This is a genomic window from Aquitalea denitrificans (assembly GCF_009856625.1).
Lineage (GTDB): Bacteria > Pseudomonadota > Gammaproteobacteria > Burkholderiales > Chromobacteriaceae > Aquitalea > Aquitalea denitrificans.
Genome location: NZ_CP047241.1, coordinates 3002647 through 3014454 on the forward strand (window position 1 = coordinate 3002647; position 11808 = coordinate 3014454).

At 56.6% G+C, this 11808-nt stretch carries 10 protein-coding genes, 1 tRNA gene and 1 pseudogene; 9 read left to right on the forward strand and 3 right to left on the reverse strand.

Annotated features, from left to right (window positions below):
• The first annotated feature begins 2 nt into the window (after window positions 1-2).
• Both GSR16_RS13660 and eutC read left to right on the forward strand, forming a co-directional pair.
• Window positions 3-1385 carry an ethanolamine ammonia-lyase subunit EutB gene (locus tag GSR16_RS13660; protein ID WP_159878275.1) on the forward strand — a complete coding sequence of 461 codons (1383 nt, stop codon included), beginning with the start codon at window positions 3-5 and terminating at the stop codon, window positions 1383-1385.
• Window positions 1382-2194 carry an ethanolamine ammonia-lyase subunit EutC gene (eutC, locus tag GSR16_RS13665; protein ID WP_159878277.1) on the forward strand — a complete coding sequence of 271 codons (813 nt, stop codon included), beginning with the start codon at window positions 1382-1384 and terminating at the stop codon, window positions 2192-2194. Before GSR16_RS13660 ends, eutC begins: the two co-directional genes overlap by 4 nt.
• 16 nt (window positions 2195-2210) lie before the next feature.
• Here the strand turns inward: eutC and GSR16_RS13670 are convergent, their stop codons facing one another.
• Window positions 2211-4313 (reverse strand): putative bifunctional diguanylate cyclase/phosphodiesterase, encoded by a 2103-nt coding sequence (locus tag GSR16_RS13670; RefSeq protein WP_159878279.1) that lies wholly within the window; start codon window positions 4311-4313, stop codon window positions 2211-2213.
• Between the two features lie 310 nt (window positions 4314-4623).
• On the opposite strand from GSR16_RS13670, the gene GSR16_RS13675 reads away from it, so the two are divergent.
• Window positions 4624-5001: a hypothetical protein gene (locus GSR16_RS13675; RefSeq protein ID WP_159878281.1), complete on the forward strand. Its 378-nt coding sequence runs from the start codon at window positions 4624-4626 to the stop codon at window positions 4999-5001.
• Between the two features lie 132 nt (window positions 5002-5133).
• Here GSR16_RS13675 and GSR16_RS13680 read toward each other — a convergent pair whose 3' ends face one another.
• On the reverse strand, window positions 5134-5493 hold the full coding sequence (locus GSR16_RS13680; protein WP_159878283.1) for a TetR/AcrR family transcriptional regulator C-terminal domain-containing protein: 360 nt from the start codon (window positions 5491-5493) through the stop codon (window positions 5134-5136).
• A gap of 329 nt (window positions 5494-5822) precedes the next feature.
• On the opposite strand from GSR16_RS13680, the gene GSR16_RS13685 reads away from it, so the two are divergent.
• The 5 genes and pseudogenes from GSR16_RS13685 to GSR16_RS21490 form a co-directional block, all read left to right on the forward strand.
• Window positions 5823-6773, forward strand: coding sequence for a chemotaxis protein (locus tag GSR16_RS13685; protein WP_159878285.1), 951 nt, complete (start codon window positions 5823-5825; stop codon window positions 6771-6773).
• 35 nt (window positions 6774-6808) lie between these two features.
• Complete coding sequence (locus tag GSR16_RS13690; RefSeq protein WP_159878287.1) at window positions 6809-7750, forward strand: chemotaxis protein; 942 nt, start codon at window positions 6809-6811, stop codon at window positions 7748-7750.
• 74 nt (window positions 7751-7824) lie between these two features.
• A complete protein-coding gene (gene cheY, locus GSR16_RS13695) occupies window positions 7825-8214 on the forward strand; it encodes a chemotaxis response regulator CheY (protein WP_159878289.1) in 390 nt (129 codons plus the stop codon).
• Between the two features lie 52 nt (window positions 8215-8266).
• The gene (gene cheZ, locus GSR16_RS13700) at window positions 8267-9013 is read left to right on the forward strand and encodes a protein phosphatase CheZ (protein ID WP_159878291.1); all 747 of its coding nucleotides are present in this window, start codon (window positions 8267-8269) and stop codon (window positions 9011-9013) included.
• A gap of 485 nt (window positions 9014-9498) precedes the next feature.
• A pseudogene (locus GSR16_RS21490) lies at window positions 9499-10665 on the forward strand (methyl-accepting chemotaxis protein); the annotation flags it as partial.
• Between the two features lie 205 nt (window positions 10666-10870).
• Here the strand turns inward: GSR16_RS21490 and GSR16_RS13710 are convergent.
• A tRNA-Ser gene (locus GSR16_RS13710) sits at window positions 10871-10961 on the reverse strand.
• A 193-nt stretch (window positions 10962-11154) separates the two neighbouring features.
• Here GSR16_RS13710 and GSR16_RS13715 point away from each other — a divergent pair.
• Window positions 11155-11667 (forward strand): GNAT family N-acetyltransferase, encoded by a 513-nt coding sequence (locus GSR16_RS13715; RefSeq protein ID WP_205677436.1) that lies wholly within the window; start codon window positions 11155-11157, stop codon window positions 11665-11667.
• Window positions 11668-11808: the final 141 nt, after the last annotated feature.

Here is an 11808-nt window from a genome sequence, read left to right on the forward strand (position 1 = left end):
CCATGTCCTACGCCATCACCATCGGCCCGCGCCGTTACCGCTTCGACGACCTGAAAACCCTGCTGGCCCGCGCCACGCCCTTGCGTTCGGGCGACCAGCTGGCCGGGATTGCCGCCAGCAGCGCCGAAGAGCGGGTGGCGGCACAAATGTGTCTGGCCGACGTGCCACTCACCACCTTCCTGCAAGAGCTGCTGATTCCTTACGAGCAGGACGAAGTCAGCCGCCTTATCATCGACAGCCACGACGCCCACGCCTTTGCCCCCATCCGCCACCTGACGGTTGGCGGCCTGCGCGACTGGCTGCTGTCCGATGCAGCCAATAGCAGCACGCTGGCGGCAGTGGCACCCGGCCTGACGCCGGAAATGGTGTCCGCCGTCAGCAAGCTGATGCGCAACCAGGACCTGGTGTGGGTGGCCAGCAAATGCCGGGTGATCACCCGCTTTCGCAATACCCAGGGCCTGCCCGGCCACATGGGCGTGCGGCTGCAGCCCAACCATCCCACCGACGACGCACGCGGCATTGCCGCCGCCATGCTGGACGGCCTGCTGTACGGCGCGGGCGATGCGGTGATCGGCATCAATCCGGCCAGCGACAGCCCGGAAGCCATCCACACCATGCTGGCGATGATGGACGAAGTGCGCCAGCGCTATGCCATTCCCACCCAAAGCTGTGTACTCACCCACGTTACCAGCACGCTGGAGCTGATCCAGCGCGGCGCGCCGGTGGATCTGGTGTTTCAGTCCATTGCCGGTACGGAACAAGCCAATAGCGGCTTCGGCATCAACCTGGCGGTACTGGGCGAAGCGCAGCAGGCCGCACTGGAGCTGCGCCGCGGCACGGTAGGCGACAATGTGATGTATTTCGAAACCGGCCAGGGCAGCGCGCTGTCGGCCAATGCCCACTGGGACGTGGACCAGCAAAGCTGCGAAGTGCGCGCCTATGCGGTGGCGCGGCACTTCTCACCCTTGCTGGTGAACACCGTGGTGGGCTTTATCGGCCCGGAATACCTGTACAACGGCAAGCAGATCATCCGCGCCGGGCTGGAAGATCACTTTTGCGGCAAGCTGCTGGGCCTGCCCATGGGCTGTGACATCTGCTACACCAACCACGCCGAAGCCGACCAGGACGATATGGACAGCCTGCTCACCCTGCTGGGTGCCGCGGGCATCCACTTCATCATCGGCGTGCCGGGGGCCGACGACATCATGCTGGGTTACCAGAGTACCTCTTTTCACGATGCGCTCTACCTGCGCCAGTTGCTGGGCCTGAAGCGCGCGCCGGAGTTCGAAGACTGGCTGGAGGGCATGGCCATTACCCGCTCCGGCAAGCTGCAGGCACAAGACCGCCAGCAGGCCCTGTTGCAATTGATGGAGACCTTGTCATGAATGCGCCCCTCAGCCACGGCAGTATCAGCCCGATTACCGAAGACAGTTGGCAGGACCTGGCCAGCCATACCGTGGCGCGCATTGCGCTGGGACGGGTGGGTTCCAGCCTGCCCACCCGCGAGACGCTGCGCTTTGCCCTGGCCCATGCCCAGGCCCGCGATGCCGTGCACACTCCGCTGGATCTGTCCGCACTGAGCGCATCCTTGCAGGACCTGCCACTGCCCACTTTGCAAGTGCGCAGTGCCGCGCCCAGCCGCGCCGCCTATCTGCAACGGCCGGACCAGGGCCGCCGCCTGCATCCGGACAGCCGTGCCAGCCTGCTGGCTGCCACAGTGGAACCCTGTGATGTGCTGTTCGTGATTGGCGATGGCTTGTCGGCCCGCGCCGTGGCCAGCCATGCCATGCCGCTGATTGCCGCCACCCTGCCCTATTTGCAAGAGCAGGGCTTGCGGGTGGGGCCGGTGGTGATTGCCAGCGAAGCGCGGGTGGCATTGGCCGATGAAGTAGGTGAATGCCTGCAGGCGGCCATGGTGGTGATGCTGATAGGCGAGCGTCCCGGCCTCAGTTCGCCGGACAGCCTGGGGGTGTATCTCACCAGCGCGCCACGCAGCGGGCGCATGGATTCCGAGCGCAACTGCATATCCAATGTACGCCCGCAAGGCCTGCCCTACCCGCTGGCAGCTTACAAACTGGCCTGGCTGATCCGGGCCGGTCGCAGCAGTGGCACCGGCGTGGCGCTGAAGGATGGCAGCGCGGCGGAAGCTGGCTGGCTACAGCTGCAAACACAGCTGGCACTGGCTGCCGGCTAGCAGCTGTCCGGCAGTTTCAATCCGCCAACAGCTGCCGCAGGGCGTCCTCATCCAGCGGCATCGACAGGCCAAAGCCCTGAAACTGGCTGCAGGCCATCTCCTGCAGAAATTGCAACTGGGCCGGGGTTTCCACCCCCTCCGCCACCACTTCCTTGCCCAGATTGCGCCCCAGCGTCACCACCGCGCTCACCACCATGCGTTGCTGTTCATTGCTTTCAATGCCCGCCACCAGGCTGCGGTCTATCTTGATGATGTCCAGCGGGAAGCGCACCAGATACCCCAAGGAAGAGTAGCCGGTTCCAAAATCATCCATCGCCAGGCTGGCCCCCCAGTCCTTCAGTGCCTGCAGCTGACCGATGATGTGTTCGGTATCGCCCAGCAACAGCGACTCGGTGATTTCCAGCTCCAGATCTTGCGGCGGAAAGCCGCAATCGGCCAGCACGCTGGCCAGTTCACGGCACAGATGATCGCGCTCGAACAGCCGTGGCGACAGGTTGACTGCCAGGCTGATGGGCCGGGTGCGCGCCAGATTGCAGCGGGCAACGGCCCGACAGGCCTGGCGCAGAATGGCCATGGTGAGCGGCTGGATCAGCCCACACTCTTCTGCCACCGGAATGAAGCGGTCCGGACTAATGTTTCCCAACTGCGCATGCTGCCAGCGCGCCAGCGCCTCCACGCCGACAATCTGCCCTGCGCGGTCGAACTTGGGCTGATAGGCAACAGAAAAACCATCCTGCTCCAACGCCAGCCGCATTTCCCGCTCCAGAGTGAAGCGCTCGTCGGACTGGCGGTCCAGTTGGCCGGTGAAAAAGTGCAGATTATCCTTGCCAGCCGCCTTGGCCGCGTACATGGCGACATCGGCATGGCGCAGCAGGGTTTGTTCATCCAGCCCGTCGCGTGGGTAGAGCGCCACGCCCAGGCTGGCGCTGACATTGCAGCTTTGCGCCTGCAGCTGCACTGGCTGGCTGGTACGCAGCCGGATACGCTCCAGCAGGGTGGCCAAGCCTGCTTCGCTGTCCAGATCGTTGAGGATCAGCACAAACTCGTCGCCGCCCAGCCGCGCCACGGTATCCAGCTTGCGGATGCTGCCGGCAATACGCTCGGCCACAATCTTCAGCAACTGGTCGCCGGCGGCATGCCCCAGGTTGTCATTGATGAACTTGAAGTTGTCCAGGTCGATGAACACCACCGCCAGCCGGCTTTGCGCCCGCGCTGCCCGTGCCACGCACTGCCTGAGCCGGTCGTACAGCAAGGCGCGGTTGGGCAAGCCGGTCAGGGCATCAAAATTGGCCTGCATCTCCAGTTGCTGCTGGTAATGCTTGCGCTCGGAGATGTCTTGCACCGTGCCTTCGTAATACAGGAAACAGCCGTTTTCCGAGGACACCACATGGGCGTTTTCCGAAATCCAGATGCGCTTGCCATCCTTGCGGTATACCTCGGACTCGAAGTTAACCACCTCCCCCGCCGTCGCCATCAGGTGCAAAAAGGCTTCACGCCGGCCTGCTTCCACATACAGCTGGCAGCTGATGTCGGACAGGTTGAGGATCAGCTCCTCCGGCGAGGCATAACCGTATAGCCGCGCCAGTGCCGGATTGGCCGCCAGATAGCGCCCGGTCTTGCTGCTCTGGAATATCCCTTCCTGTGCATGCTCGAAAATGGTGCGATAACGCATTTCAGCCTGCGCCAGTGCACGAATGGTGCGCTGCTGGCTGGTGACATCCATCACAAAGCCCTCCAGCACCATGCAGCCGTCCTCTCCGGAAGCCACTCCGCTCTCCCGCACATGGCGTATCTGCCCGCCAGCCGTACGGATGCGGTATTGCAGCTCAAAGCGACCATTGCCACGCAAGCTGCTGGCCAGCATGTCGGCCACCACCACACGGTCATCCTTGTGAATCACGCCCATCCAGCCGGCATCACTAGCCATCAGCACTGCAGCAGAATAGCCGGACAGCGCCAGACAGCCACGGCTGACAAACTGCATGCGCCGGGCCGGATCATCCCGGCCGCGATAGGCCATGCCATCCAGATGATGAATCAGGTTTTCCAGTGCACTCGGCTGGTATAGCGACAAGGGATGAGGCAGATCGGGACGGGAAATCTGGGTGCTTGGCGTCAAGGTAGTGCAACCTGTCAGTCTTTGGATAACAGGCTGTTACGCAGCAATAAACATGCCCGTTTTTCGTGCAGGGTAATGACAGCATGGGGCATGCGTCTTTACATGAGCAAGCATTCCGCCACCAAGGTGAATACGGTAGCATGCGCCATGCAGGCACCAACTTGCCCAGTGTCCGGTGCCAACTTCTGCAACCCGGCTGCGCTTGCGCAGTTTCGCCTGATCCCGGAGACCCATGCGGGCCATTGTCATTCTCAGCACTCTTCTGCTGCTTGGCGGCTGCAGCAATCTGATGCAAAGCAGCCGGGACTTTATGCAATCCCTGAACAAGGCCTTCTCAGGACCGCAGGCCAGCGCCAGTACCACTGCCAGCAACCCGCCGGGTACGCCAGCAACCGACTGTTACGTCAGGAAATACCTGATCGGCTGGGGCCGGGAATACAAGGAAGCCAGCGGTAGCGCCTTTGCCAGCAGCTACAGCATTACCACCGACCAGGGCCAGCTGCATGTAGACGATGCCGCGGTCTACCACGACATCATGCTCAGCAAGGGCAAGGAAATCCCCCTGCAAATGTCCGCGGCAGCCGGCGGCTGGATTGTGGATCTGCCGGGCGATAGCAACCGCAGCCGTATCCGCAGCAGTGTAATGTGTCACCCGCTCAACGCCGCCGGCATATTCAAAATCTGGTAACCCTGAGTACGCAGCAGCCTTGCGGACATCAGGCCATGCCAACGTCACGCCCGAATGCCAGCAGAAAGACATTGACCGCCAGCCCCACCCACTGGTCGATCTACGCGGCAGATGGCCTGGATGAGGGGTGGGTCAGCAGTTCAAATTGCGCATCATGCCGCAACAGGCTGACAAACAGCTTGGTGACATCGGCCTCCCCACGCCCTTGAGCTGTAAATCCCCCGGCGCGACAAAAAACAGCATACGCTGCGTCAGCAGGTCGGACACCCGCTTGAGGCCGGCCAGATAAAACTGCCGTGCCAGATCGGGAAAGCGCGGAACCTCCTCCACGATCACCCGGTACAAAGCCAGGCCGGAGGATGAAAGGATGAGGTTCAGATAGTTGGTGCCGATGTCTTTCAGTGTGGAGCCCAAGCCCTGCGACTTGGCATCGATAGTGGGTATCGTGCTCATCAGCGGGGCGCACTCCTGCTGGATGACCACGGCAAACATGTAAAACAGCTTGCAGGTTTACCTGGCAGTCCGGGATTATTGCGATATCCTGACCTGCATCACAGATATTTTGATGGTGCTTGGTTGTTTTCAATAACAGTAGCTATAGTGTGCCTTATTGCCAGATCTGGAGAATAATAAATAAAAATAAAAATTATTTAAATATTCTCTGATAAAACAACATTCAGGCCCTGGCCTTCACTGCCAGCAGCAGGATGCACCAGTCTTTCATGCACAAAAAATTACCGCTGCACGCCATGGCATGCAGCACACCTGTAAGGGCATCGTCCTGTACCGGTTATCTTCCACACTTAGTCTAGGATGCCCTTGTGTCAGACCTTCTTAAAAAAATCGATGCCAGAACAAAACTGGCAGGGACCAACAAGCTGGAAATCCTGCTGTTCTCCCTGGGTCACGACCAGCGTACCGGGAGAAAGGAAGTTTTCGGCATCAACGTATTCAAAGTCCGCGAAGTCATGCGGACGCCCGAAATCACTTCCGCTCCTGAAATGCCCTCCTCCGTCGAAGGCATGGTCAGCCTCCGTGGCTCGCTTGTCCCTGTCATCGATCTGGCCAAGTACGCCGGTATCGTCACCAGCAACAAGCCCGAAATCATGATCGTCACCGAGTATAACGGCCACACCCAGGGCTTCCTGGTCGAGGCGGTTGATACCATCCTGCGCCTCGACTGGTCCGCCATGCGCGTACCTCCTGACATGATCACCAACCGCATGGCCGGCCTCGTCACCGCCGTGACCGAGCTCGATCAGGGCACCCTCGTCATGATGATGGATGTCGAAAAAGTCCTGGCCGAAACCTCGCTGGTCGACGATTCCCATCACTTCATCAATATCGAGCCGGTCAAGGAAGAGCGCATGATCTTCTTTACCGACGATTCCGCTGTCGCACGCAAGCAGATCGAACGTACGCTTGAAGCCATGCAGATCAAGTATGCCTATGCCATCAATGGCATGCGCGCCTGGGAAGAACTCCAAAAAATGGCCATGCAGGCCGATCTCACCGGCAAACGCCTGAACGAGACCCTGCATCTGGTCCTTACCGATGTGGAAATGCCGGAAATGGATGGCTACATGCTCACCAAGCTGATCAAGAGCGATCCCCGCTTTGCCGGTATTCCCGTGCTGATGCACTCTTCCCTCTCCGGCAGTTCCAACCAGAAACTTGGCCAGTCGGTCGGGGTGGACGAGTATGTGTCCAAGTTTGAAGCCCAGAAGCTGTCGATGAAGTTGCGCGAAATGCTCAAGCTGACCAATAACTAAACCAGAACAGACTTCATCCGGGAGAGGTATCCAATATGTCAGCAACCGATGCATCCTTGCTTGCCAGCGTGGACGCCCGCACCAAGCTTGCCGGCTCCAACAAGATGGAAATCCTGCTGTTTTCCCTGGGCACCCGCGAAACCTTCGGCATCAATGTGTTCAAGGTGCGCGAAGTGTCCCAGACGCCAGCCATCACCAAAACCCCCAACATGCCCTTTGGCGTGCAGGGCGTGCTGTCGCTGCGCGGCAACATCATTCCGGTGATTTCGCTGGCGCGCTTTGTCGGCTCCGAGCAAAGCGGTCGCAAGTTCGACACCATGATCGTCACCGAATTCAACAAGAGTACCCAGGCTTTCCTGGTGGATTCTGTCGATCGCATCATCCGCGTGGACTGGGATCGCGTACGCGCTCCGGAAAACATGATGAGCACCAGCGCCACCAACTCCAACCTGATCACCGCGATTACCGAACTGGAAGACGGCAAGCTGGTTTCCATTCTGGATGTGGAACAGATTCTGGCCACCGTGGTGGGCGAACCGCGCCTGCCGGACATTCCGACCGCGCAGATGGAAACCGACCAGTATCTGTTCTTCGTGGACGACTCGGTGGTGGCACGCAAGGAAATCACCAGCGTGCTGGAAAAAATGGGCATCAAGTTCCAGCAGGCCACCAATGGCCGCGAAGCGTGGGAGCGTCTGCAGGTGCTGGCCAGCCGCACCTGGGGCGAAGATGAGTGTCTGCACGACTACCTGAAGATCATTCTGGTGGATGCGGAAATGCCGGAAATGGACGGCTATGTGCTGACCAAGCTGATCAAATCCGATGTCCGCTTCAAAGGCATCCCGGTTATCATGCACTCCTCGCTGTCGTCCAACGCCAACAAGGCCATGGGTTCCAGCGTGGGTGTCGATGCCTATGTTGCCAAATTCGATCCGGCAATACTGGCTGAAACCCTGATTCCCTACCTTCAAAGATAAGGCGGCCCGGCCCGGTTCAAGATACGGGCCCGCAACGGGCAGACATTACGGATTCACTCTTTGGAGCTTCACTTATGGTGGACAAAAACATGAAGTTTCTGGTCGTAGACGATTTCTCGACCATGAGACGCATTGTGCGCAACCTGCTGAAAGAGCTGGGCTTTACCAACGTCGACGAGGCCGAAGATGGCCAGGTGGCCTTGCACAAGCTGAAAACGCAACATTTCGACTTTATTGTTTCCGACTGGAACATGCCGAACATGACCGGCATCGAACTGCTGAAAGCGGTACGGGCCGACCAGCAGATCAAGCACCTGCCCTTCATGATGATTACCGCGGAAGCCAAGCGGGAAAACATCATCGAAGCCGCCATGGCCGGTGCCAGCGGTTACATCGTAAAGCCCTTCACTGCAGCAACACTGGAAGAAAAGATGAACAAGATCTTCCAGACCATGAACAAGTAACGCATACACATGGCAAACCGACCTGCCAGGTCAGCCTAGAGGAGAAGCTATCGTGCCGGATCACATTCTAGATAGCGGAGATTCACCGGATCTCGAAGCATTGTTCGACAGTATTGCCAGCCAGCAAAAAGAAGCCGCCGAACCACAGCCCGCAGCAGAAACAGCCGTGCAAAGCGCCAGCACGCCGCAAAGTGGTAATGAAGAGATGTACGAGCAGATTGGCCAGATCACCCGCAAAATGCACAATGCCCTGCGCGACATGGGCTACGACAAGTCGCTGGAACGGGTGGCAGATGCCATTCCGGATGCACGCGATCGTCTGAGCTACATTGCCTCGCTCACCAAGGGCGCAGCCGACCGGGTATTGAATGCAATTGATGTGGCCCAGCCACTGCAAGATGACTTGGGCAGTAACTCGAAAACCCTGTCCGAACGCTGGAACCTGCTGTATGCCAACCAGCTGTCTACCGAAGAATTCAAGCAACTGGCCAATGACACCCGCCAGTACCTGAACCAGGTACCACAGCAAACCCACGAAACCAGCACCCAATTGCTGGAAATCGTCATGGCACAGGATTTTCAGGATCTCACCGGCCAGGTCATCAAGAAAATGATGGACATGTTCAAGACCCTGGAGGCCGAAATGCTGAACTTGCTGGTCGAGTTCTCACCAGAGCACAAGAAAGGTGCGCTGGACAGCAGCCTGCTCAATGGCCCGGCTATCAATCAGGAAGGCAATCCGGACGTGATGTCCAATCAGCAACAAGTGGATGACCTGCTGGACAGCCTGGGCTTCTGACATCGCCACGCTGCAAAAAGATACCCCACCAGGCCCTGATATGTTCAGGGCCTTTTTCTTGCCCCGCACCTGCAGCGCCATACTGGCCGCTTAATGGCTGCAACATCAGCCAAGACCAAGACCAGTAAAAACCTGGCCAAAAGAACTGAAAAAAGCACAACCTAGCCAGGTTGTTGTTTTTTATTCATAAGCATATTGTTTTGACAATTTAAATAGCCATGACAAATCAGTCATATATTTATCACATAAAAATATTTTATTTGATAATTTTTTAAACAAATTATTAATAATCTAGGTTTTTTTAATCTTGACGCACCGCAGTTAAGTAATTGTATTTTATAGTGCAATCACGGTGGACTCTCCCACACGGACCTTCGGTCGCTTGTTATAGATTATTTGAAGTGAGGATAGCCATGTTTAACAAAAAGCTACACGCCAAAATTGATGGCCAAGAGAAATTACTAGGCCAGAAACAGGCAGTCATCGATGCGATTAATCTTTCAACGGCAAGCGTCACGTTTGATATTAATGCCAACGTGGTAGAGTCCAACAGCCTTTTCCAGAAGCAGATGGGATACAGCGATGCAAATCTGAAAGGAAAAAATCATCGCGACTTTTGCGACAGGAATTATGTAAACTCAAATGATTACAAACAATTCTGGGACAATCTCCGATCTGGAAAACCCTTTGCCGGACGCGTAAAACGCCTAGGTAGTTCCGGGCAGGATATCTGGCTGGAAGCCACCTACAACCCGATCAAGGATCCGTCAGGGAAAATAACCGGCTTTGTCAAATTTGCAACAGATATCACCGACAAAGTCGAAGAGGCCGCCCGAAATAAAGCCGTTCTGGACTCGGTGAATCGCGTCATGGCATCCATCGAATTTACTCGAGAAGGCGTTATCACCACGATTAATCAGAATTTCGTACGTACCATGGGATACAAGCTTGAAGAGCTTATTGGCAAGCACCACAGCATGCTATGCCCACCCGACTTTGTGCAAAGCAGGGAATATACGCAGCTGTGGGAACAATTACGGAGTGGCCAATTATTTTCCGGCCAAATAAAGCGGATTGCCAAGGATGGAACAATACGCTGGCTGGAAGCCAGCTACAATCCTGTCTTTGATGATGATGGCAATGTAGTATCCATCATCAAGTTTGCCACGGACATTACCAGAAACATCATAGCCCAACAGCAAGAGCGCGATAGCGCACTATTTGCATTCAACACTTCTCAGCAGACCAGACACTGGGCAGAAGAAGGCGTGAATAACATCACGGATAGCGTTGCCTATATTGAAAACATGTCGCAGCAAATTGCAACTGCCGCAAAAAGTGTTGAATCACTGGGACAACACTCTCAACAAATCAATGCGATTGTACAAACAATCAAAGACATTGCCGATCAGACCAATTTGCTTGCGTTGAATGCCGCAATTGAAGCTGCGCGCGCAGGTGAAACTGGCAGAGGCTTTGCCGTTGTGGCGGATGAGGTTAGAAAGCTTGCCGAAAGAACCTCGTCATCAACTTCTGAAATTTCAGGAATGGTAACAGCCATCCAAAGCCAGACCAATACTGCGGTACATAATATGGACCAAATTAAAGACCTGGTGGCAGACAGCGTTGAGCAGGTAAACAAGGTAGGAACAGTAATCAACCAGATTCGCCAGGGAGCGGACTCTGTGGTAACGGCCATCCATCAAATAGCTTTGGACAAAGGGATTAAATCATCCTGATGATTAACCTTGACCCAGCCATAGTATAGCCATAATGAATTGGCAATCCTGATCCTGGCTGAAACAGCAGATGAGAAACAAAAAAGCCCTGAATGATCAGGGCTTTTTTGTAGGTATCTGGCGGAGAGGGGGGGATTCGAACCCCCGTTAGGGTATTACCCTAAACACGCTTTCCAGGCGTGCGACTTAAACCACTCATCCACCTCTCCAGATGGCTGCTGCATTTGCTGCAACAGAGAGGGCGATATTACACGCGAACTGTCGAATTGACAAGAGCTGACATGCAAATTGCCATGATTCACCGTCAGCCTATCTGTCCGTCAACACCTTGCCTGCAACGATTGCCTGTTGACATACCGGCTGCGCTACACTGCCATATCCCCTCACCCGATGACCTCCGCCATGTTGCACATCATTACGCCTCGTCTGCAATTGCGGGAATTCACCCTGCAGGATGCACCGCTGCTACTGGCATTGCTGACTGACCCGGATTTCATTCGCAACGTCTCCGACCGTGGCATACACACTCTGGCACAGGCCATTGACTACCTGGGTCGTGGTCCTATTCTTTCTTACGTGCAAGACGGTTTTGGCCTGTGGTGTGTGGAACGGCGCGAAGATGGCGTGGCCATTGGCATGTGCGGCCTGATCCGCCGTGCAGGTTTGCTTGATATTGATGTCGGCTATGCCTTGCTACCGGACTGGCGCGGACAGGGCTATGCCAGCGAAGCTGCCGCCGCCTGTGTGCAATATGGTTTGCACAGCCTGCAATTAACGCGGGTGGTTGCTTATGTAAACGCTGACAACGCTGCTTCACGCCGGGTTCTGGAGAAAGCCGGGCTGCGTCATTCAGGGCCTGTTTTGCTGCCGACAGCCGAGCAATCTGTGGAACTGTATAGCTCCGACCCAGGCTGAGCGCTTGCTACCGCAAGTGTGCGTTGCAATATTTGGCAACAATTTGCCGATCTTTTCTTCACTCGTCCGCCATGTGCTTACGCTAATATCCCGGTAGCGCAAAGCTGCCATTCCTACCAATTGGCAGCCACATAAAAGTGC